The sequence below is a fragment of the Pseudomonas abietaniphila genome, from assembly GCF_039697315.1.
Classification (GTDB): Bacteria; Pseudomonadota; Gammaproteobacteria; order Pseudomonadales; family Pseudomonadaceae; genus Aquipseudomonas; species Aquipseudomonas abietaniphila_B.
Genome location: NZ_CP155619.1, coordinates 4781171 through 4803928, shown reverse-complemented (window position 1 = coordinate 4803928; position 22758 = coordinate 4781171). Strand labels below are relative to the sequence as shown.

The window sequence follows — 22758 nt, the reverse complement described above, 5'->3', positions numbered from 1 at the left end:
GCTTGTAGATATGAATCGCTAAGGCATTAACCTTGCTGAATCAACGCAACTTCCAGTCGCGCCTGTCGACGGACGTTGTCGGTGTTCTCACGGATGATGCTGGGGATCAAAAACGCGTCAACCAATAACCAGATGCCGGTGATGATCAGCGGTATCAACGTAAAGCAGCCGACAATGGTGATGATCAACTGAGCAACCGCTGTACCGGTTTTGCCCAAATAGAACCGATGGCCGCCGAAGCCACCCAGGAAAAACCAGAGGAGGTAGGCAACGCCTGTAGACTTTTGGGCGTTAGCGACTTTCTGTTCAACGAGCATTTCAGATTGCAGGGAAGACATTCAGGTTTCCTTTCCTAGGTGGGAGTCCATCAGGTGGATGAGTCGGATCAAATTGAAGCCTCAACGGTAGCATTTTGCAATCATTATTAAGCGTGGTTTTTCTCTGCCATGTTTACTGGGCAGTGCTTTGCCTTTCTCGTTATCAGTTGGCTGGGTTTCCGTCTCGAGAGTGCCCGAGCTGATGCGCGCAAAGTCAGGGTTATTCGCCCTCCCCGCTTGATTAGTAACACTCAAAGTGAAACAGCGTTTGTAGTCCACCTTAACTGATACGGACAGCACATCTCGCTCATCCGCGCATACCCCCGAGCATCGACCGAAGAGCTGGACGCCAGCTGCGCCCGTTCATCGTTTGAGCAGTTTGCCACCGACCTCAATAGGGTGATCGCGAGCGTGTATTTGGAGAGCGCCAGCGGCGCGTCGGCAGATCGGCCTGAGCTGCAGCGTCTACTCAAAGATGCGCGTGAGGGTGACGTGCTGCTGGTTGAGTTTATACACCGGCTCTTCATTGCCGGTGGAGGACTGACTAGAGTTGAAGGCCGAGCTCGATTCCAAGGGTCTTCGCCTCGTCGCGCACGATCTGCCGATACCACCAAGGAATGCAGGACAAAGGGCGACGAGTTCACCGGGCGGATCCTTGGCGCTATTGACTCGATGCTGGTGTAAATGATGGCCGCCATTGCGCGTATGGGTTACGAGCAATGCCGCGAGCGTCAGGCCCAAGGTATCGAGAAAGCCAAAGCTGCCGGTAAGTATCAGGGCCGGCCGATCGATGAAAACTTGAAAAAAGAGTTACGGAACTGCTCGGCGCAGGTCTTGTGATTCGCGCTACAGCCAACTACCACAGTCCTCAGAATCAGGGACTTAGTCAGCGCCTGAAAATACCAAAAAATAGGCTTTGCAACACGGTTCGAATCCAGAACCATTGAGGTGTTTCCAGCAGTTGCTACGAAGAAATCGATGATTTCGGAGCCGCAAAAGGACGAGCATATTTCCCAGTTTCTTAAACAGCATGCGCGTGGATCATCAGGCGGGCAGTCTTCGGCATAGACGATTGGACAGACCGGCCCATTTCCCAAATGCTGGTTCGTCGCTGACCATCGTTTACATCCAGATTGAACCAGCCCACTCCGATAGGGGTGCGGTAGAGCACAACCAGTTGTAGCCCTTTGCGACGGACACAAACCGGCTTAAACGGTCGTTCAAGAGATCTAATGGTACGCTATTCGTCCGCCAGAAATGCAAGCGCCGCCATCATGGGCGGCGTTGCACGGACGGACTTTCTATCGAAGTTTTAAAGAGGTGTTATGCAGCTTCCGGCTCTTGGACCAGTGCATGGATTCGTGCCGCTAACGCGTTGCAAAAATCTGGATTATTTCTCACCCAAAGGGCGAAGAAGGCCCCTCTGACAATTACTTCAGATACGAAACCAATTTTCAGACCTAGCTGGACGTAGAGTAAGTGTGGGTCTCTATTGGTTTTCACAATCTCCTCCATGGCTGATCTGACTTCCGCTTGTGCTTCCGGGGGACGCTGGCAGGATACTGTCAGGACTGCGATATCTCGTTCGATATTAGACAAAATATCGTCGTAAACACTTATCTCCGGCTGATCGCCAGGAAGGCGGATAATGCCACTTGCGGGATCGTCATCACCTTGCTGCTCAGAGTCGCCATCGATAATGCAAAGTGACTTGAAAGAGATTGCAGGGTTACGGACATGGCTTCTATGCGTACTGACGGCTGTACCGTCCCCAGCTACCGCATGAATCTCTACTTGTTCAAATTCAGCGCCAAGCTTTTCTCGAAGAATGGCCTCGACCCAACTTTTTGCAAAATCATCCTCAACAAAAACGGCGAGTTTTCTATCAACACGACCTGACACAGCCCTTAAAGCCTGAACCGATAGTTTTCCCTGCTTGAGCTTGCCTGAGATGCACGCCCAGATTGCCTCATTAGGCAAAGGGGAAAGAGCGTAGTCACTGTGCGTTGTGAATACTGTTTGCACGGATTTTCGTTCAGCAACATCAATGAGGTACTCGACCATGCGGCGTGTGGCGATCGGATGGAGACCGTTCTCAATTTCCTCAATGATGATGAGGGAGTTTGGTGGAGCTTGCTCAATCTCACTGATCATTCTGATGATGGAAGACTCGCCAGCTCCAAAATGAAACTCCGAGTACTGCTGGTCTCCATTTTTTCCGATCAGGAACAGCTCGTCTTGGCCCACATCGGTAACCCGAAATTCAGTTACGGCTTTTCCAAGAACGTGTTCGACTTGAGTCGCGACCTCCGCGTCAAGAGAAAGAAGTGCACCTTGGTGTACATAAGACGACTTAGTCAGCTTTTTGAACCGGGTTTTTTCTCCCGCAGGTACGGTGCGCTCAATTCCGAAAAAAAGAACGACTCGATCTGCTACCTCCCCCCGAACCCACTTCGCTTGTCTGAAATTGCTGCTTCTTTTGACCAGTTGGCGGGGGTTAAGTGCTTTGTCTACGAGTTCATACTCGACTCGCCACCCAGACATAGATTCATCACCAACGGCGCTTTTAGGAAAAAAATATCCAGGCTTGATAGGCTTGTACGCGCAACCCGCGACGCCTAAAACGGAGGACTTTCCGCTACCGTTAGGCCCGATGAGTGCCGTAACTGGAAATTCAAAAGTAATGTCTTCACCGGAAAACCCTCTGATACGTTGGATACTTGCTTTATACAAGTACTTTCCATAATCGTGCTCACGGACTTTCTTGAGCAAGGCGAGCTTTCTCGACTCTCTGATCTCACTACGTTCCATCGCACCGCCCCGTTATCTACTTTCAGATGATTATGTCAAAGCGCCACTATACCACCAAAACCACTACCTGGACTTCTTGAGGACGTCTGCGTAAGCCCGTTTTTAGCCATTAGCAGCAATGATCGCTATATTTGGTCAATAAAAAGCCCCGACCAAGCATGGCCTGGCGGGGCTTTCTTTTGTCTGCTGCTGCCAGCCTACTGTCACAATCAAAGAGATCTGTCAGGGAAAAGTCTTGAGAAGCCAGAATTATATGGTGTCCCAGGGCAGGTTCGAACTGCCAACCTTCCCCTTAGGAGGGGGATGCTCTATCCAATTGAGCTACTGAGACACAGTGGCCGGCGCTCTGAATGGCGCCAGCGGGACGGCGTGCATGTTAACGGCAAGCCCTTGTTTTGTCATGTCGTCATTGTCTTTTTAGGGTGTAGTCCCGAACGCTACTACCAGCGCCTCAAGGGCATCATGCAAATTGCAATGCCGCAGAGTGACATCATTGCAAACTGCAACCTGCACGCCGCTCAATCATTCAATAAACCATTGATTTTATTGATATTTTTTTTGATAAACGCTTGGCATGCAGACTGCATTATCCCTTCTGTGCAATCCCCTTCAAAACCCGAATTCCAAGCGAAGGTAATCGAGATGAACATGACTCTCTCTCTGTTGAACGCAGCAGCCCTCGTCGCTCTGGTGGCTTTCCACTTCCAGGACGATGGCAGCAAGGCAGGCAATGCTGCAAACACGGAAAGCGTCGCTGTTCAGGCTCAACCGCATTACCTCATGAAACAGGCGCCTCGTTTCGTCGCTCAACCGGCACACCGCTCAGACGCGATGCTGGCGAACGACACCGACGAAGCGATCCCTGTGAATCGCTCCGAACGCTGGGTATTTTGACGCTGTATGTGAAACCGGGTTTGCCCATCAGTCTTTCGCTTAGAGAACCGCCATGTCCAAAGCAGCACTGTCCTTTTTGATCCTGGCCATTATGGCCATTGCCGTTGACCAATTGCTTCCTGTCTCGATGGACACCCTGAGCACCGCTGCCAAGACGGCTGCCGGCATATTTGCCAGCTTGTTTCTGGCTGCCCTGTTCGTAGGCCGAAGAATCAAGTTTGATCCGGTGCTGCGCCAAGCCAAGCCCTGACCCTCATTTCTGATGGCGTGAGCTGCACTTCTCAGCACCTTCTGATCCGTTTTCTGACACTCGCGACGTCGAGCTGTCCACTTCTCTGACAGACCCTTCGTCTCTTTCTTGTCACCTTTCTCGAAATATTCCGCAGACACCTCTACGCTGAAGACAGATAGCCATCATGGCGCAAACCCGCGCCCCCTGCGGCTGTCGATCAGATGGACGGTGGCCGGGAACTTTGCAAACCAGAACGCATTTCTGATAATTGGTGCTGGCTAAACGCCTTTATCTAGTTCAATATTTGTCACAGATTTGACGCCAAGGTTCCGACGGATTGATGCATGATGACGGACCTTTATGTTGGACGGTTGAACATTTCGCCAAAATGACAGTCAGAGGATGACATCTCGCGGCCTAATGCTTGAACCGCCTCCCCCTTTGAACTAAATCGGTTAAATATATGAGCCCTATGAAACAGGCCACTTATTCCAGTCGCACAGCTGACAAGTTCGTTGTCCGTCTTCCGGAAGGCATGCGTGAGCGGATCGCTGATGTCGCCAAGCAGCACCACCGGAGCATGAACTCCGAAATCATTGCCCGCCTTGAGCAAAGCTTGATTCAGGAAGGTGCTCTGGGAGACGAGCCGAGCCTGCGTCTGGACAGCCCTGAGCTGTCATTGCATGAGCGTGAGTTGCTGCAACGCTTCCGCCAGCTCGCTCATCGCCAGCAAAACGCTCTCGTGTCGCTGATTGCACACGACACCAGCCTGGCAAACGACGACGAATAAGTCGGCGTTTCCCAGAGACTCAAAAGCCAGCATCCCGCTGGCTTTTTTGTGCCTGCGATTCGGGAATTTCACGTTTCCCGGGCACAAAAAACCGCCACGAGGGCGGTATTTGTGGGTGTCTGTACAACCCTAGAGCAAAAACAGCGTCGCAAGGCCAAGGAAGATGAAGAACCCTCCGCTGTCCGTCATGGCCGTGATCATCACACTGGCGCCCATGGCAGGATCGCGGCCGAACCGCGCCAGCGTCATTGGAATCAACACCCCCATGAAAGCGGCGAGCAACAGGTTAAGCGTCATCGCAGCGGTCATGACCACACCCAGCGACCAGCTGTGATAAAGCAGGTACGCCACGATACCGATCACCCCACCCCACACAAGGCCGTTAACTAACGCCACGCCGAGCTCCTTGCGCATCAGGCGTGAGGTGTTGCCGGTACTGACCTGGTCCAGCGCCATGGCGCGAACGATCATGGTGATGGTCTGGTTGCCCGAGTTGCCACCGATCCCGGCAACGATCGGCATCAAGGCGGCCAGTGCCACCAGTTTCTCGATGGAGCCTTCGAACAGTCCGATAACCCGCGAGGCTAAAAAAGCGGTGATGAGGTTGACGGCCAGCCATGACCAACGGTTGCGCAGCGAGCGCCATACCGACGCGAAGATGTCTTCCTCTTCACGCAGACCGGCCATGTTGAGGACTTCGGTTTCACTTTCTTCACGGATAAGGTCAACCATTTCGTCAATGGTCAGACGGCCGATCAATTTGCCGTTCTTGTCCACCACCGGCGAAGAAATCAGGTCGTAACGCTCGAAGGCCTGAGCCGCTTCATAGGCATCGCCGTCCGGGTGGAAACTTACCGGATCGCTGGCCATGACCTCCGACACCTGTTTTTCAGGGTCGTTAACCAACAGACGCTTGATGGGCAGTACACCCTTGAGCACGCCGTCGGAGTCCACCACGAACAGTTTGTCGGTGTGACCCGGCAGCTCCTTGAGACGACGCAGGTAACGCAGCACCACCTCAAGACTGACGTCTTCGCGGATGGTGACCATCTCGAAGTCCATCAGCGCGCCGACTTGATCTTCGTCGTAAGACAGCGCCGAACGCACGCGCTCGCGTTGTTGGCTGTCCAACGCTTCCATCAACTCATGGACGACGTCACGGGGCAGCTCAGGTGCAAGGTCGGCGAGTTCGTCGGCGTCCATTTCCTTGGCGGCCGCCAGCAACTCGTGATCGTCCATGTCGGCGATCAGCGTTTCACGAACGGAGTCGGATACTTCGAGGAGGATGTCGCCGTCACGCTCGGCCTTGACCAGTTGCCAGACCGTCAGACGGTCTTCGACCGGGAGCGCTTCGAGGATGTAGGCAACGTCGGCAGAGTGCAGGTCATCGAGCTTGCGTTGCAGCTCGACCAGATTCTGCCGGTGAACCAGGTTTTCAACACGGTCTTGGTGCTGGCCTTCCTGGCGATGAGTCAGGTCTTCAACGACACGCTGACGTTGCAGCAGGTCGACAACCTGCGCAAGGCGGTCCTGAAGGCTTTCCTGAGTCTTTTTTACTTCGATTTCGGTCATAGGCGAACTCCACTCCCAGCAGTGGACCACGCCGGAAGATCAATCAGTCGATTCTTGATTGGTAAAGCTTAAGGCTGAGTTGCTACTGGGTAAGTCCATGGAGGTATTCCACAAGCCCCGGCGGGGCTGACGGGCGCAATCATACACCGCTTGCCGGGCCTTCATGTTAAAAATTCAACGCGGAACAATCGGTTGCAACACAATGTTAACTATTGTCCGAGTCGTTATTGCTACGACGTCACATTCAGAGAGGAAAACACGCTCGCCTGAAAAAATTCATGTGGCTAGTCTGCCCTGACACCTGTCACGGAGGACGCTGTCATGCTGTTGGACACCCGCAAACCGGTATTTGCTGCCCTGCTCTTTCTTCCTGTTCTGGCGACCGCAGCCACGGTGCACCGTTGCGAGGATGAGCATGGACATATCACCTTCACCACCCTTGCCTGCCCGGCAGGCCACGCGCTGAAACTGCAGAACGCACACAATCCATTGCCAGGCACGGTTGCTACCCCCAGCCCAACCACAGAAAGCAAAGCCAGAAGGAGAAGCGAAGAACTGGTGATCGTAGGTCAGCGCGACGACGGATGCGGAAACGTGCTGAGCGCCGAACAACGGCGACGGGCGATCATCAACCAGCAAACGCCTACAGGCATGACAAAACGTGACGTCGAAAGCCTGCTGGGCAAGCCGGACAAGATTGTCGGGCGCAACGCCGAGCTTCGGTACGTGTACGAGGAAAAGAAAGGGAAGAGTCGCCAGGTGACGTTCGACGAAAATGGCTGTGTAAAAGGCAAACGCTAGAAAAGCAAAAAGCCCGCATTTGCATGCGGGCTTTTCGTTTTATGGTGCACTCGACAGGATTCGAACCTGTGACCGCTCGGTTCGTAGCCGAGTACTCTATCCAGCTGAGCTACGAGTGCATATGGCGCTTGATAAACCAGATCACCTCTGGTTACTGCATTTTACTTCCAGAAGTGAGTGGTACTTCCGAAGACCTGTTAAAGCCAGGCTCTTTCTTAAAGCAGTTGCTCGTATCACTACCAACAACGCTTAAATGGTGCACTCGACAGGATTCGAACCTGTGACCGCTCGGTTCGTAGCCGAGTACTCTATCCAGCTGAGCTACGAGTGCATTTGTTGCCGCGCATTATAGGCCGTTAAATCTTTTGGTCAAGAACTTTTTCTAGTAAATTCAACAACTTACCGATCAAGCCAGATTACAACGTACTACGCAAATAATGGCGGAGAACGGGGGATTCGAACCCCCGACACCCTTTTGAGGTGTACTCCCTTAGCAGGGGAGCGCCTTCGGCCACTCGGCCAGCTCTCCGCAACACGGGGCGTATAATAACCACCCTTTTCCCCGTTTGCAAACCAAAAATTCAATAAAAATTAATGGCTTGGTTCCTGGTCCTTCTCTTTCTTAATGCGCAGGTAAATCTCTTCACGGTGAACAGCCACTTCCTTGGGCGCGTTGACCCCAATTCGGACTTGATTACCTTTAACGCCGAGCACGGTCACGGTGATTTCACCGTCACCAATAATCAGGCTCTCCGCGCACCGACGGGTCAAAATCAGCATACCTATCTCCTCAACCTGCATTCAGGGACAACAGTCTGCACAACCAAAAAGGCGTTGGCCCGCACCAGCATCAGCAGCAGGTCTACGCCTTGAGTATTGACTAGCGCCGGGAAAAGAACAGTTTTCTCGCGCACATCAGAAACACAAAAGGCGCGGTATCACCCGCGCCCCTTTGTTCAATGCCTTACTCGCCCTGGCGAGGGGCGTCGAGTTCGAACGCTGTGTGCAGGGCGCGCACAGCCAGCTCCAGATACTTCTCTTCGATCACGACCGAAACCTTGATTTCAGAAGTGGAGATCATCTGGATGTTGATGCTTTCCTTGGCCAGGGCTTCGAACATACGGCTGGCAACACCTGCGTGCGAACGCATGCCGACACCGACAATGGAGACCTTGGCGATCTTGGTGTCGCCGACGACTTCACGCGCGCCGATTTCCTTGGCCGTGTTTTCCAGCACGGTCAGCGCCGACTGGTAGTCGTTGCGGTGCACGGTGAAGGTGAAGTCGGTGGTGTTATCGTGCGCAACGTTCTGCACGATCATGTCGACTTCGATGTTCGCGCCGCTGATCGGGCCCAGAATCTTGAATGCAACGCCCGGGGTGTCTGGCACGCCACGGATCGTCAGCTTGGCTTCGTCGCGGTTGAATGCGATGCCAGAAATGATCGGCTGTTCCATGGATTCCTCTTCATCAATGGTAATGAGGGTGCCTGGACCCTCCTTGAAGCTGTGCAGTACGCGCAGCGGGACGTTGTACTTGCCGGCGAATTCGACAGCGCGGATCTGCAGCACCTTGGAACCGAGGCTGGCCATTTCCAGCATCTCTTCGAAGGTGATCTTGTCCAGGCGCTGAGCCTGGGACACAACGCGCGGATCGGTGGTGTAAACACCGTCGACGTCGGTGTAGATCTGGCATTCATCAGCTTTCAAGGCTGCGGCCAGCGCAACACCGGTGGTGTCGGAACCGCCACGACCCAGGGTCGTGATGTTGCCGCTCTCGTCCACACCCTGGAAACCTGCGACAACAACCACGCGACCTTCTTTCAAGTCAGCGCGAATCTTCTGATCGTCGATCTGCAGAATACGCGCCTTGTTGTGCGCGCTGTCGGTCAGGATGCGAACCTGATTACCGGTGTAGGACACCGCAGGTACACCGCGCTTGATCAACGCCATGGCGAGCAAGGCAATGGTCACCTGCTCACCGGTGGAAACGATCACGTCCAGTTCGCGAGGAACCGGTTGATCGCTGATCTGCTTAGCCAGGTCGATCAGGCGATTGGTTTCGCCGCTCATGGCGGACAGAACCACCACCAGATCATCACCCGCGTCGCGGAATTTTTTGACTTTGTCGGCCACCTGCTCGATGCGCTCTACAGAGCCCACGGAGGTGCCTCCAAATTTCTGTACGATTAAAGCCATCTCAAAGCCGCCTCAGCCCGTGAAGGGCGCCCGTTAATCATTCAAACCGCAAAGCGCCGAAGCCCGCCGGATAGCGGACTTCGGTGGGTCGACTTAGCTTCCCTTACATTCCCTGTTCGGCGAACGGAACAGCCAGCGCGAGCGCTGCGTCCAGGCCAGCGACATCCACGCCGCCACCCTGCGCCATATCAGGACGACCACCACCTTTACCGCCCGCAGCGGCAGCCGCTTGCTTCATCAAATCACCGGCTTTGAGTTGGCCAGTCAGGTCTTTGGTGACACCCGCCACCAGAACGACCTTGTCCTCATGCACCCCGCCGAGCAGGATCACTGCGCGACCGAGTTTGTTCTTCAACTGATCCACCAGCGCCAGCAACGCCTTGCCATCCTGACCGTCGAGACGGGCAGCGAGGACCTTGGCGCCTTTGACGTCCACTGCCGAGGCCGACAGATCGTCGCCCGCCGCACTGGCCGCCTTGGCCTGCAGTTGTTCCAGTTGTTTTTCCAACAGGCGATTGCGCTCCAGGACAGCCGACAGCTTGTCCAGCAGGTTGTCGCGATTGCCCTTGACGAGGCTCGCAGCCTCCTTCAGTTGTTCTTCGGCCGTATTCAGGTAGGCCAGCGCCACAGCACCGGTGACCGCTTCGATACGACGCACGCCAGCCGCCACGCCGCCTTCGCTGATGATTTTGAACAGCGCGATGTCGCCGGTACGGTTGGCGTGAATGCCGCCGCACAGCTCCACCGAGAAATCACCGCCCATGCTCAGTACGCGAACGCTGTCGCCGTACTTCTCGCCGAACAGCGCCATGGCGCCTTTCTTCTTGGCGGTTTCGATGTCGGTTTCTTCGGTCTCAACCGCGGTGTTCTTGCGCACTTCGGCGTTGACGATGTCTTCCAGCGCCTTGATCTGCTCAGGCTTGATGGCTTCGAAGTGGCTGAAGTCGAAGCGCAGGCGCTGACTGTCGACCAACGAGCCTTTCTGCTGAACGTGATCGCCCAGCACCTGACGCAAGGCCGCGTGCAGCAAGTGGGTGGCCGAGTGGTTCAACGACGTGGCCTGACGCACCTCGGCGGCAACCTGAGTGCTGACGGTCGCGCCGACCTTCAGGCTGCCGGACACTTGAATGCCATGGTGCAGGAAAGCACCGCCGGTCTTGGTCGTGTCGCTGACGTCGAAACGCACGTCACCTGCGGTGAGATAACCGCTGTCGCCAATCTGGCCGCCGGACTCGGCATAGAACGGGGTGCGATCAAGAATGACCACGCCGTCTTCGCCTTCGCTCAACTGCTCGACGGCCACGCCTTCTTTATAAAGCGCGACGACTTTGGCTTCGCCAGCCGTGGCGCTGTAGCCGGTAAATTCGGTGGCCACATCGACCTTGACCAGGCTGTTGTAGTCCATGCCGAAGGCGCTGGCGGAACGCGCGCGCTCACGCTGAGCGTCCATCTCGCGCTCGAAACCGGCCTCATCCAGGGTCAGGTTACGTTCACGGGCGATGTCGCCAGTCAGGTCCATCGGGAAACCGTAGGTGTCGTACAGCTTGAACACCACATCGCCCGGCACCACGGTGCCTTTGAGCTCAGCCAGATCCTGCTCGAGAATCTTCAGGCCCTGCTCCAGGGTCTTGGCGAACTGCTCTTCTTCCGCTTTCAGCACGCGCTCGATGTGTGCTTGCTGGGATTTGAGTTCAGGGAACGCCTCGCCCATCTCGGCCACCAGCGCAGCGACGATCTGATAGAAGAAACTGCCCTTGGCGCCCAGCTTGTTGCCGTGACGGCATGCGCGACGAATGATGCGACGCAGCACGTAGCCGCGGCCCTCGTTGGACGGCAACACGCCGTCGGCGATCAGGAAACCGCACGAACGAATGTGGTCGGCCACGACTTTCAGGGAAGCCTGATTGTCGTTGCTGCAACCGATGGCCTTGGCAGCGGCAGACAGCAGGCTCTGGAACAGGTCGATCTCGTAGTTGGAGTTCACGTGCTGCAGCACGGCGCTGACACGCTCCAGACCCATGCCGGTGTCGACCGACGGTGCTGGCAGCGGGTGCAGTACGCCGTCGGCGGTGCGGTTGAACTGCATGAAAACGTTGTTCCAGATCTCGATGTAACGGTCGCCGTCCTCTTCTGGCGAACCCGGTGGGCCGCCCCAGATGTCGGCGCCGTGATCGTAGAAAATCTCGGTGCAAGGACCGCACGGGCCGGTGTCGCCCATGGTCCAGAAGTTGTCGGAGGCGTAAGGCGCGCCTTTGTTGTCGCCGATGCGGACCATGCGCTCGGCCGGAACGCCGATTTCCTTGGTCCAGATGTCATAGGCTTCGTCGTCCGAGGCATAAACCGTGACCCAGAGTTTTTCCTTGGGCAGGTTCAGCCATTTGTCGGAGGTCAGGAAAGTCCAGGCGTAGGTGATCGCATCGCGCTTGAAGTAGTCGCTGAAGCTGAAGTTACCCAGCATTTCGAAAAAGGTGTGGTGACGAGCGGTGTAGCCGACGTTTTCCAGGTCGTTGTGCTTGCCACCGGCGCGCACGCACTTCTGGCTGCTGACGGCACGGGTATAGGCCCGTTTTTCCTGGCCCAGGAAGCAGTCCTTGAACTGGTTCATGCCTGCGTTGGTGAACAGCAGGGTTGGGTCATTGCCCGGAATCAAGGAGCTGGAGGCTACTCGGGTGTGGCCTTGCTCTTCGAAGAAGCGAAGGAAGGCTTCACGGATTTCTGCGCTTTTCATAGGTTCTTCCACGGGAACTGCGGCCAGAGGCAAGTGCATAACGTCATTCGACGTAGCGACGGCAAAGGGCCGCATTATATAGGCGTTGCTTCCACGGTACAGTGACTTTGTACGATAGAAGCAGCCAATTGGATTATCGGTCGATTATCGGCTTGCGAATTCGGCAAATGCCGCGACCACCTGCTCCATTTGCGCGGCGGACACGTCAAGGTGCGTGACCATGCGCAAACGGGACGCCGCGCTCAGGACAATCCCTCGCTCGGCGCAAAAAGCCTTGAGCGCCTCGGCGCGATCACCGATCTGCACATAGACCATGTTGGTCTGCACCGGCTCCACGTCGTAGCCCAACTCCGTCAGGCCCTTGGCAAGAAACACTGCGTTGGCGTGGTCGTCTGCCAGACGCTCGACGTGATGCTCCAGTGCATACAACCCCGCCGCTGCCAGCAAACCGGCCTGACGCATGCCGCCGCCGACCATTTTGCGCAGGCGACGCGCCTTGGCAATCAGTTCGTTCGAGCCACACAGCACCGAACCGATCGGCGCGCCCAGGCCCTTGGACAGGCAGACCGACACCGAATCGAAGTGCTGAGTGATTTCACGCGCATCCACACCCAGCTTGACCGCTGCGTTGTAAAGACGAGCACCGTCCAGATGCAGCGCCAGGCCCTTTTCTCGGGTCAGTTTGCGCGCGGCAGCGAGGTAGTCCAGCGACAGGACCTTGCCCTGCATGGTGTTTTCAAGCGCCAGCAGGCGTGTCCGCGCGAAGTGGAAATCGTCCGCCTTGATCGCGGCAACCACCTGATTCAGATCCAGAGAACCATCCGCCTGGTTGTCCAGCGGCTGAGGCTGAATGGACCCCAGCACCGCTGCGCCGCCGCCTTCGTACTTGTAGGTATGCGCTTGCTGGCCAACGATGTATTCGTCGCCACGCTCGCAATGCGCCATCAGGCCCAGCAGGTTGCTCATGGTGCCGGTCGGAACGAACAGCGCTGCGGCAAAACCCAGGCGCTCCGCCAGCCACGACTCCAGCGTATTGACCGTCGGGTCCTCGCCATACACGTCGTCGCCCAATGGCGCACGGGCCATGGCGTCGCGCATGCCGGCAGTGGGCTGGGTCACTGTGTCGCTGCGCAGATCGATAACCGTCACGATGAAGCTCCCTGAGAAATGGTTCTGGCCTCAGTTTTGAGGCCGGGACGAACGATAATCAAGGCTTCGGTCCGCGATGCCAAGTCGTGCTTATAAGAAAAGCTGATGAAAACCATCAAAATGGCTCCAAGCACATTCTGAAAATCTGTGTTACAAACTGCACGCCGACGACAAAACCCGTTGGCAACGTTCTCAGGGCGGGGTGCGATTCCCCACCGGCGGTAATGACGCGCAATGCGTTTAGCCCGCGAGCGCTCGCGAAAGCGAGGTCAGCAGACCTGGTGTGATTCCAGGGCCGACGGTCATAGTCCGGATGAAGAGAGAACGGGATTGGCACCACAGGATCGTCTCGCAGCCTCGTCATGTGCGCTCGCCGCCCGGACAGCTGTCGACCGTACCCTGGCATCCCATTCGATCCAACACGCCCTGTTTTTTAATTAAACAGGAGTCAGAACAGATGCAACCCACCGCAATTCACGCCCACGACCGCATCGCTTTCATTCAAGCTTGCTGGCACAAAGATATCGTCGATCAGGCGCGCAAAGGCTTTGTCGCCGAAATGGCTAACCACGGATACGCCGAGACCGATATCGACTTCTTCGAAGTGGGCGGCGCCTTTGAAATCCCTCTGCACGCCAAGCTGCTGGCCAAGACAGGCCGTTATGGCGGCGTTGTGGCAGCGGGCCTGGTCGTGGACGGCGGCATTTACCGTCACGAGTTCGTCGCGCAGTCGGTGATCAGCGCACTGATGCAGGTCCAGCTGGAAACCGAAGTGCCGGTGTTCTCGGTGGTCCTGACCCCGCACCACTTCCACGCCGGCGAAGAGCACCAGAAGTTCTTCTTCGACCACTTCGTGCACAAAGGTCAGGAAGCGGCCAAGACCTGCGCCGACACCCTGACCAAATTGCGCGCCGTGCGTCGCAGCAGCGAGTCGCAGAAAGCGGTGGGTTGATGGAGTGGCGGCGTCCCTCAGGACGCCGCCATGACTGTGTAGGAGCGCGCTTGCCCGCGAATGCGGTGGGTCAGTTACAAATAGTTGGCTGACACACTGCAATCGCGGGCAAGCGCGCTCCTACAATGAACGGCGTCAACCCGAGACGTGACTCACACCAACCCATCCGCAGTCGTCGGCACAATCAGAATCCCTGCACGCAACCCATTCTTGACCTTCGGATTCGGGAAGATAATGCGTGCGCCCTCCTCCTCTACCACCCAGCGTGAATCGGCCAGGTCCTCGGCCAGAACGAAGCCTTTATCCAGCACCGTGAAGTTCTCGATGTCGGCTGGCAGGTTCAGACGGAATGCGTCGCTGTGCTTGATGATCTCACGGGCCACGCTGAACAGCTTGAGGCCATCGAGCTGATCCCCGACAAGCGCCTCTTTGCCTTCGATCAATTGCTCCAGGGTCGCTTTCAGCGGCGCGAGGTTGACCTGCTGGTTTTGCCCAAACGGTCGGGCCTTGCCCAGCTCCAGCGTGAAAGCCTCGGCATCGAGTTTGTCGTAGGTGTAGGCGCTGAACACAATGGACGACTTGTTCTGCAACAGCACCGCTTCCATCCCCGCTTTGTGCAAGCGAACCAGCTCGCGGCGCGAATGCTGACGCCCTTCCTTCCACGGGTACAAGGCAAACTGCTCGATCTTCGAGCCGCGGATCGCCGTGTGCAGGTCGTAGTGCAGGCGGTAGCGATCCGGCAGGCTGAAGAAACTGGCCGCCAGTCGCTCAAGCTCACAGGCGCGCAAGGCTTCACTGCCGCCGCTTTGTTCATGACGGCCGTTGAACAGCCGATTGACGTCCTGTTCGACGTACCGCTCGCCACGACGCATCGCTTCGGGGTTGCCGAACAGGAAAAGAATACGCGCGCGAGGCTTGAGCTCGCCTCGCGCGATGGCGTGAATCAGCTCGTCGAGCAGCTCGATCGGCGCCGTTTCATTGCCATGGATGCCGGCGGACAGCAGCAAGTCGGTGCCGTTGTCCCGCGCTTCGGGTGGCCGGACTTCCAGCGCACCTTCGGCCAGCCAGCGCATGCGCACGCCTTCGACGGTCAGTTGAGTCTTTTCCGCGGGTTCACGACCCGCCAGGGTCAGTTCAAGCAGTTTGCCGAGGGCGAGCATGTGTCGATTTCCGCTTAGTGATTGCAGTCTGGACCGTGGACGTGACCGTCTTCGTCGTCGCCACTCATATCCGCCGGTTCCATTTCCAGTTGCAGGCTGACCAGGTTGGTGGCCAACGGACGCAGCAACAGGTTGGCGTATTCGGCATCGTCTTCTTCGACGTCGACACCGATCAGCAGTTGGCCGCGGCCGTCTTGCTGAATCCAGACCTCTTTACCCTGCCAGATAACGGCAAAACGGGTGCAGGACGTTTCCAGCTGAGTGCCGTCGGTGTCTTCAAGGATCAAACGCAGGGCGTCGGTCATGTCAAAAATTCTCTCTGTAAAAGCAAAAACATCGTCGGCCCGACGCCGCAGGACAACGGGCGCGATGTGTGAGGTGCATCAATTGATCTGGAAAGGATAGACCGCGCCCAGCTTCAGGTGCTGCGTCAGTTCATCCAGTGCCGTGCGGCATTCGGTCAACAGCTGGGGATCGGCCAGATCGCTTTCCGTCATGCGGTCGCGATAGTGCTTGTCCACCCACTGCGTCAGCGTGTCGTACAACGGCGCCGTCATGATAACCCCTGGATTGACGGCTGCCAGTTCGGTTTCATTCAGCGCGACGCGCAAGCGCAGGCAGGCGGGGCCTCCGCCGTTCTGCATGCTTTGCTTGAGGTCGAACACCTTGACCTCGCGAATCGGGCTTTCGTCGGCGATCAGGCGCTGCAGATAATTCCAGACGCGCTCGTTGCTGCGGCACTCTTCCGGGACGATCAACAGCATCGAGCCGCCGGCACGGGACAGCAACTGGCTGTTGAACAGGTAGGAGCGCACGGCGTCTTCCACGCCAACCTCGGTGCGCGGCACGCAAATGGCCTGGAAACGACCACCGCGACGGCCCAGCTTGTCATGCAGCTCGCTGAGCATGTGTTCGGTATTGAGGAAAGCGTCCTCGTGATAGAACAAGACTTCGCCGTTACCGACCGCGATGACGTCGTTATGGAACACGCCCTGGTCGATCACCGCAGGGTTCTGTTGCGCATAGACCACGCCGTCGTCGCTCAGGCCGTGCAGACGCGCGACGGCTTGCGAGGCTTCCAGAGTCTGACGCGCCGGGTACTTCTGCGGCGCCGGGAAGCGGGTGTCGAACGCCGCACGCCCGAACACGAAGAACTCGACGCCAGCTTCGCCATAGCTGCGGCAGAAACGCGTGTGGTTGGCCGCGCCCTCATCACCGAACTGGGCGACGGCAGGCAAGGCGGCATGGTGCGCAAAGTGCTGTTGATCGGCGAACATGGCGCCCAGCACGCGGCTGGTGGTCGGGTGTTCGATGCTGCGGTGGTACTTGCAGTTGAGGTTGGCGGCGGTGAAATGCACACGACCGTCGGCCGTGTCGGCACTCGGGCTGACCGTGGCGGCGTTGGCGACCCACATGCTTGACGCGGAGCAGCTGGCCACCAGCAACGGCATGGACTCTTTGGCCGCCCGCTCGATGACCTGAGCATCGGTGCCGCTGAAACCCAGTTTGCGCAGCCCGGCGACATCCGGGCGCTCCTGTGGTGCCAGCACACCCTGGGTGAACCCCATGTCCATCAGCGCTTTCATTTTCGACAGGCCCTGCAACGCCGCCTCGCGCGGGTTGGACGACTGCTGGCAGTTGCTCTGGGACGCGACGTTGCCGTAGGACAACCCGCCGTAGTTATGGGTCGGCCCCACTAGACCGTCAAAGTTGACTTCACAGGATTTCATCGGTGAGGCTCCGTGGATCTGTTTTTATAAACATCAATGTTCGTGTGCGCAGTGACCTGTAGGAGCGCGCTTGCCCGCGATTATGGTGTGTCAGGCAAAGCATGCATTACAGGCGTACCGCAATCGCGGGCAAGCGCGCTCCTACTCCAGGTCACCCAAGGCTTATGCCCGGCGTCAGGCTCGCGGGCAACGCCAACGTCCCGCTTTCCAGCGACGCCACCGGATACGCGCAATAGTCCGCGGCGTAATAAGCACTGGCGCGATGGTTCCCCGATGCACCGACCCCACCGAACGGCGCGGTACTCGCCGCGCCCGTCAGTTGCTTGTTCCAGTTGACGATGCCGGCCCGGCTTTGCAGCCAGAACTGCTGATAGCGTTCCTGGGAATCCGACAGCAAACCCGCCGCCAGGCCGTACTGCGTGGCGTTGGCCTCAACGATGGCCGCGTCGAAATCAGCGTAGCGAATCACCTGCAGCAACGGGCCGAACAGCTCTTCATCAGGACGATCGCTCACGTCACTGACGTCCAGAATGCCCGGCGTCAGCAACGCCGATTGCGCGTGTGGCTGGGTCATTTCCAGCAACGCCACGGCGCCATTGGCGAGCAGTTGCTCCTGAGCATCGAGCAACGCTTGAGCGGCGCGCAGGGAAATCACCGACCCCATGAAGGGCGCAGGCTGTTGATCGAAGGCTCCGACTTGAATCGTCGCGGTGACCTCGACCAGACGCGCCATGAACGCATCGCCCCACGCGCCTTCCGGCACCAGCAGACGGCGGGCACAGGTGCAGCGCTGACCGGCAGAAATGAAAGCCGACTGGATCACGGTGTACACCGCGGCGTCCACGTCAGCGACCTGATCGACGACGAGCGGGTTATTGCCACCCATTTCCAGGGCAAGAATCTTGTCCGGGCGACCGGCGAATTGCTGATGCAAGGAATTGCCGGTGCGGCTGGACCCGGTGAAGAACAGACCATCGATGCCTGAGTGGGCCGCCAGGGCGATGCCGGTTTCCCGCGCGCCCTGAACGAGGTTCAACACCCCGGCTGGCAGGCCCGCGTCGATCCAGCACTGCACGGTCAGCTCGGCGACTTTCGGCGTCAGCTCACTCGGTTTGAACACCACGGCATTACCCGCGAGCAGCGCCGGCACGATATGACCATTGGGCAAGTGGCCCGGAAAGTTGTAAGGCCCGAACACGGCAACCACGCCATGTGGCTTGTGTCGCAAGACGGCGGTGGCGTCGCCCAGCGGCCCGCTCTTCTCGCCGGTACGCTCGCGGTAGCTCTGAATCGAGATCGCGACCTTGTTGACCATGCTGGTCACTTCCGTCGCGGATTCCCACAGCGGCTTGCCGGTTTCCTCACCGATGCAACGGGCGATCTCGTCCGTGCGGCCTTTCAGTGTGACGGCGAAGCGTTCCAGCACCGCGATGCGCTCGTCCAGTGTCAGCGAAGCCCATGCCGGAAAGGCCTGACGCGCAGCGTTGACCGCCGCATCGACTTGCTCGGCGGTTGCGGCCTGACCGGACCAGATCACCTGTTGCGTCACCGGGTTCAGCGATTCGAACGCCTCGCCCTGCCCGGCTTGCCAGCCGCCTGCGATATACAAGGTAGTCATCAAATGCCCTCCCGAGCAGGAGACAGAGGCACCGCACGCACCTGATCGCCGGCGTTCAGGCGCAGGCGTTTGGCGGTTTTCGGATCGACCACCAGCGTGCCAGCGGCAAACCGGGCCGGAGCGGCTGTCACGCGGCAGTCCTCGCGTTTACGGTTGTGGATAAGAAACGGCGTGGCGTCGTCGCCCGGCGTGCCGACCGCCAGCACCAGTGCCTGGCTGTCACGCACCGCGCGGATCTTGCCGGTTTCGCACTCGATGGCAGGGCCCGCGTCGAAGATGTCGACGTATCCCTGATAGCTGAAGCCTTCGGCCTTGAGCATGGTCAGCGCCGGTTCGGTGCTGGTGTGTACACGACCGATGACATTGCGCGCGGCCTCCGAGAGGAAGCAGCTGTACAACGGGAATTTCGGCATCAATTCGGCAATGAACGCGCGATTGCCGACGCCGGTCAGGTAATCCGCCTGGCTGAACTCCATCTTGAAGAAGTGACGGCCCAGGCTTTCCCAGAACGGCGAGTGCCCTTCTTCATCGGACATGCCGCGCATCTCCGCGATAATTTTCGACCCGAACAGCTCAGGGAATTCGGCGATGAACAGCATCCGCGCCTTGGACAGCAAGCGACCGTTAAGACCGTTTCGGTAATCGGCGTGCAGGAACAGCGAGCACAATTCCGAGTTGCCGGTCAGGTCGTTGGCCAGGAACAGCGTCGGGATTTCGCGGTAGATGTTCAGCTCTTGCGACGCGCTGACCGTCAGGCCCACGCGGTAGTTGTACCAAGGCTCCCGCAGACCGACCGCGCCCGCGATGGCGGAAATACCCACCACACGACCGTCATCGTCTTCGAGGACGAACAGGTAGTCGGTGTCCCCCCGCTCGGCCTCGCCGCGGAAGGTCTTTTCGGCCCAGCCGACCCGGTGCGCCAGACGCTCTTCATTGGCCGGCAGCGTGGTCAGGCCTGCGCCTGTGCTGTGCGCCAGCTCGATCAGCGCCGGAAGGTCACTGCTGCGTACGGGACGAACGATCATGCTTTCTCCTCAACCCGATTCTCTGTTTGAAGAACCGGCGAACTCAAACCCGCGATACGGCGTCAGGCTGTGACTCACGCACTGACCGCCGACGACTCAACTGTCAAACCGCGACGATGCGCACACTGGCGCCTTCGCCGACACCCAATGCCTCGGCCGCCGCCAGGCTCAGGGTCACCGGTTTACCCGGTACCCAATCGAGCTCCAGCATCACCGCGCGGTAGTCCTGCAACTGGCCGTTGGCGACCAGATAAGGACGTCCGCCCTTGACCGCGTCGCCGCTGCTGACAGGGTCAACCTTGACCGGCACGACGCGGCTCTGGGCAATCGAACGAATGCCGGAAACACGGGCGTGCAAGGTCGGACCGCCGTCGAAGATGTCGATGTAATGATCGGTCTCGAAGCCTTCACGCATCAGGATGTCGAAGGTGATCTGCGCACGCGGATGCACCTGGCCCATGGCTTCCTGCGCCTCGTCGGGCAGCAGCGGTACGTAGATCGGGTAATGCGGCATCAGTTCGGCGAGGAAGGTCCGGCTCTTCAAACCGCACAAACGCTCAGCCTCGGCGTAATTCAGGTCGAAGAAGTTGCGACCGATGGCGTCCCAGAACGGTGAGTCGCCGTTCTCGTCGCTGTAACCGACGATCTCGGTCACCACCGAATCGGCGAACCGCTCCGGATGCGCTGCGACGAACAACAGACGCGCACGGGAGTTGAGCTCCGACCACAGGGTCCCGACCAGCTCAGGCAACACGTAGAAGCTGGTCAGCAGGCTGTTCCCGGTCAGGTCATGGCACTGCGAGAGCACATGGATCTTGTTGTGGATCTTCAGCTCGCGGGAGGCGTGAACGAAGGTCTCGTTGCGGAAACTGTAGAACGGCTCGGAATATCCCGCCGAGGCGACAATCCCGGAACACCCCACCAGACGCCCGGTGTCGGTGTCTTCCAGCACAAAGAAATAGGTTTCTTCACCGTTGAAACTGACCTCGGCGGCGAACGACGCTTCGGAAGCGGCAATCTTGTCACTCAAACGTCCAGCGTCATCCGGAAGGGACGTGACACCAATCGGGCTGTCCGCGGCGAGTCGTTGAACCTCGCTCAGATCAGCCATTTGCGCGGGGCGCATCACCAGCATGGTGTCACTCCTTGAGAAAAAATCGGGCCGATTGAACGGCAAAAGAAAAAAAGAGGATCACGACAGAGATCCCTGTAGGAGCGCACTTGCCCGCGATCGCAGTGTGTCATTCAGCACATGCGTAACAGGCAGACTGAATCGCGGGCAAGCGCGCTCCTACAGGATTGCGTCTGTCAGGCTCCGGTCAACTTGGCAACGGCACGCTCGAAACGGTCCAGGCCTTCGGTGATGTCCGCATCGTCGATCACCAGGCTCGGCGCAAAACGCACGACATCAGGGCCGGCTTGCAGAATCATCACGCCTTCGTGCTCGGCGGCGTTGAAGAACTCCTTGGCCTTGCCTTTCCAGGCGTCGGTCAGCACGCAGCCGATCAACAGACCCAGGCCACGCACCTCGCTGAACACGCCGTATTGCTGGCCGATTTTCTCCAGGCGCGACTTGAACAGCTCGTGCTTGGCCTTAACGCCCGCCAATACTTCTGGTGTGTTGACGACGTCGATCACCGCCTCGCCCACCGAGCACGCCAGCGGGTTGCCGCCGTATGTGGTGCCGTGAACGCCGACCGCCAAGTGCTTGGCGAGCTTTTCGGTGGTCAGCATGGCCGCCATCGGGAAACCACCGCCAATGCTCTTGGCGCTGGAAAGAATGTCCGGGGTCACGCCGTAATGCATGTACGCAAACAGGTGGCCGCTGCGACCCATGCCGCTCTGCACTTCGTCGAAGACCAGCAGCGCGTTGTGCTCGTCACACAGCGTGCGCGCGCCTTGCAGGTATTCAAGCTCGGCGGGCAGTACGCCGCCCTCGCCCTGAATCGGCTCCAGCACGACTGCGCAGGTCTTGTCGCTGACGGCGGCTTTCAGTGCCGCGAGGTCGTTGTACGGCACATGGGTGATGCCGGTGATCTTCGGGCCGAAACCGTCGGAATACTTAGGCTGACCGCCCACGCTGACGGTAAACAGGGTGCGACCGTGGAAGCTGTTCAGCGCGGCGACGATTTCGTACTTCTCGGTGCCATATAGGTCATGAGCCACGCGACGGGCCAGCTTGAAGGCCGCTTCGTTGGCTTCGGCACCGGAGTTACAGAAGAACACGCGCTCGGCGAACGTGGCGTCGACCAGTTTTTTGGCCAGGCGCAGCGCAGGTTCATTGGTGAAGACGTTGGAGACGTGCCACAGCTTGTTGGCTTGCTCGGTCAGTGCGCCGACCAGCGCCGGATGCGCGTGGCCCAGCACGTTGACTGCGATGCCGCCGGAGAAATCAACCAGCTCACGACCCGATTGATCCCAGACACGGGAACCCTGGCCGCGCACCGGAATGAACGCTGCTGGGGCGTAGTTGGGGACCATCACCTGGTCAAAATCGGCACGTTGCACCGGTACTTGCTCAACGGACATCGGAGTCTCCTGAAGAGGAACGCCTGCCTGGGACTGGCGAGCGATGGAAGGATTGTAAGGACTGATTTCGGTCTGGCCTTGCCGCCAAGCGACAACTTCTTATAGCGCCAAACCGGCTTTTTCCGCGGCTTTCGGCAATGCGACAAATAGCGTCGGAAAGGCGCAGTTTAAACGTTGGGCGACGGTTGTAGCAGCGTCGTGTCGATTTGATTTACTGAAGGACCAAAGCAGAAATAGTAGAGCTCGATTTGAG

Annotated in this window: 19 protein-coding genes, 4 tRNA genes, 1 pseudogene and 1 riboswitch; of the genes and pseudogenes, 6 read left to right on the top strand and 18 right to left on the bottom strand. The window is 58.1% G+C overall.

Annotated elements, in window-relative coordinates:
• Positions 1-26: 26 nt before the first annotated feature.
• Positions 27-338 carry a TM2 domain-containing protein gene (locus ABDX87_RS21310; RefSeq protein WP_346829646.1) on the bottom strand — a complete coding sequence of 104 codons (312 nt, stop codon included), beginning with the start codon at positions 336-338 and terminating at the stop codon, positions 27-29.
• A 279-nt stretch (positions 339-617) separates the two neighbouring features.
• Between ABDX87_RS21310 and ABDX87_RS21305 the strand changes: the two are divergent.
• A pseudogene (locus ABDX87_RS21305) lies at positions 618-1214 on the top strand (recombinase family protein).
• A gap of 426 nt (positions 1215-1640) precedes the next feature.
• Here the strand turns inward: ABDX87_RS21305 and ABDX87_RS21300 are convergent.
• A complete protein-coding gene (locus ABDX87_RS21300; RefSeq protein ID WP_346829645.1) occupies positions 1641-3128 on the bottom strand; it encodes an ATP-dependent nuclease in 1488 nt (495 codons plus the stop codon).
• 254 nt (positions 3129-3382) lie between these two features.
• Positions 3383-3459 (bottom strand) — tRNA-Arg (locus ABDX87_RS21295).
• A gap of 311 nt (positions 3460-3770) precedes the next feature.
• Here ABDX87_RS21295 and ABDX87_RS21290 point away from each other — a divergent pair.
• From ABDX87_RS21290 to ABDX87_RS21280, 3 genes are all read left to right on the top strand, one after another.
• On the top strand, positions 3771-4022 hold the full coding sequence (locus tag ABDX87_RS21290; protein WP_346833582.1) for a hypothetical protein: 252 nt from the start codon (positions 3771-3773) through the stop codon (positions 4020-4022).
• Between the two features lie 52 nt (positions 4023-4074).
• The gene (locus ABDX87_RS21285) at positions 4075-4272 is read left to right on the top strand and encodes a PA3371 family protein (protein WP_346829644.1); all 198 of its coding nucleotides are present in this window, start codon (positions 4075-4077) and stop codon (positions 4270-4272) included.
• 445 nt (positions 4273-4717) lie between these two features.
• Positions 4718-5044, top strand: coding sequence for an Arc family DNA-binding protein (locus tag ABDX87_RS21280; RefSeq protein WP_346829643.1), 327 nt, complete (start codon positions 4718-4720; stop codon positions 5042-5044).
• A 129-nt stretch (positions 5045-5173) separates the two neighbouring features.
• Here ABDX87_RS21280 and mgtE read toward each other — a convergent pair whose 3' ends face one another.
• The gene (gene mgtE / locus ABDX87_RS21275; RefSeq protein ID WP_346829642.1) at positions 5174-6616 is read right to left on the bottom strand and encodes a magnesium transporter; all 1443 of its coding nucleotides are present in this window, start codon (positions 6614-6616) and stop codon (positions 5174-5176) included.
• 321 nt (positions 6617-6937) lie between these two features.
• On the opposite strand from mgtE, the gene ABDX87_RS21270 reads away from it, so the two are divergent.
• A complete protein-coding gene (locus ABDX87_RS21270; protein ID WP_346829641.1) occupies positions 6938-7417 on the top strand; it encodes a DUF4124 domain-containing protein in 480 nt (159 codons plus the stop codon).
• Positions 7418-7459: 42 nt separating this feature from the next.
• Here ABDX87_RS21270 and ABDX87_RS21265 read toward each other — a convergent pair.
• The 7 genes from ABDX87_RS21265 to ltaE form a co-directional block, all read right to left on the bottom strand.
• Positions 7460-7536, bottom strand: a tRNA-Arg gene (locus ABDX87_RS21265).
• 135 nt (positions 7537-7671) lie between these two features.
• Positions 7672-7748, bottom strand: a tRNA-Arg gene (locus ABDX87_RS21260).
• 107 nt (positions 7749-7855) lie between these two features.
• A tRNA-Ser gene (locus ABDX87_RS21255) sits at positions 7856-7946 on the bottom strand.
• A gap of 62 nt (positions 7947-8008) precedes the next feature.
• Positions 8009-8197, bottom strand: coding sequence for a carbon storage regulator CsrA (csrA, locus tag ABDX87_RS21250; protein WP_020290522.1), 189 nt, complete (start codon positions 8195-8197; stop codon positions 8009-8011).
• Positions 8198-8381: 184 nt separating this feature from the next.
• Positions 8382-9614, bottom strand: a complete 1233-nt coding sequence (locus ABDX87_RS21245) for an aspartate kinase (RefSeq protein WP_074757272.1) — start codon at positions 9612-9614, stop codon at positions 8382-8384.
• Positions 9615-9717: 103 nt separating this feature from the next.
• Complete coding sequence (gene alaS, locus ABDX87_RS21240) at positions 9718-12342, bottom strand: alanine--tRNA ligase (protein WP_346829640.1); 2625 nt, start codon at positions 12340-12342, stop codon at positions 9718-9720.
• A 144-nt stretch (positions 12343-12486) separates the two neighbouring features.
• On the bottom strand, positions 12487-13491 hold the full coding sequence (gene ltaE, locus ABDX87_RS21235; RefSeq protein ID WP_346829639.1) for a low-specificity L-threonine aldolase: 1005 nt from the start codon (positions 13489-13491) through the stop codon (positions 12487-12489).
• Between the two features lie 184 nt (positions 13492-13675).
• Positions 13676-13821, top strand: a riboswitch (FMN riboswitch).
• A gap of 127 nt (positions 13822-13948) precedes the next feature.
• Between ltaE and ABDX87_RS21230 the strand changes: the two genes are divergently transcribed.
• Positions 13949-14443 carry a 6,7-dimethyl-8-ribityllumazine synthase gene (locus ABDX87_RS21230; protein ID WP_346829638.1) on the top strand — a complete coding sequence of 165 codons (495 nt, stop codon included), beginning with the start codon at positions 13949-13951 and terminating at the stop codon, positions 14441-14443.
• 152 nt (positions 14444-14595) lie between these two features.
• Here the strand turns inward: ABDX87_RS21230 and astE are convergent, their stop codons facing one another.
• The 7 genes from astE to ABDX87_RS21195 all read right to left on the bottom strand — a co-directional run bounded on the left by astE (position 14596) and on the right by ABDX87_RS21195 (position 22505).
• A complete protein-coding gene (astE, locus tag ABDX87_RS21225) occupies positions 14596-15603 on the bottom strand; it encodes a succinylglutamate desuccinylase (protein WP_346829637.1) in 1008 nt (335 codons plus the stop codon).
• 14 nt (positions 15604-15617) lie between these two features.
• Positions 15618-15908, bottom strand: coding sequence for a topoisomerase II (locus ABDX87_RS21220; RefSeq protein WP_074757280.1), 291 nt, complete (start codon positions 15906-15908; stop codon positions 15618-15620).
• 78 nt (positions 15909-15986) lie between these two features.
• Entirely contained in the window at positions 15987-17333 is a 1347-nt protein-coding gene (gene astB, locus ABDX87_RS21215; protein ID WP_346829636.1) for an N-succinylarginine dihydrolase, read from the bottom strand.
• Positions 17334-17484: 151 nt separating this feature from the next.
• Positions 17485-18954, bottom strand: coding sequence for a succinylglutamate-semialdehyde dehydrogenase (astD, locus tag ABDX87_RS21210; RefSeq protein ID WP_346829635.1), 1470 nt, complete (start codon positions 18952-18954; stop codon positions 17485-17487).
• Positions 18951-19976, bottom strand: a complete 1026-nt coding sequence (astA, locus tag ABDX87_RS21205) for an arginine N-succinyltransferase (protein ID WP_346829634.1) — start codon at positions 19974-19976, stop codon at positions 18951-18953. Before astA ends, astD begins: the two co-directional genes overlap by 4 nt.
• Before the next feature lie 103 nt (positions 19977-20079).
• Positions 20080-21111 (bottom strand): arginine/ornithine succinyltransferase subunit alpha, encoded by a 1032-nt coding sequence (aruF, locus tag ABDX87_RS21200; protein ID WP_346829633.1) that lies wholly within the window; start codon positions 21109-21111, stop codon positions 20080-20082.
• Between the two features lie 173 nt (positions 21112-21284).
• Entirely contained in the window at positions 21285-22505 is a 1221-nt protein-coding gene (locus tag ABDX87_RS21195; protein ID WP_346829632.1) for an aspartate aminotransferase family protein, read from the bottom strand.
• Positions 22506-22758 lie beyond the last annotated feature (253 nt).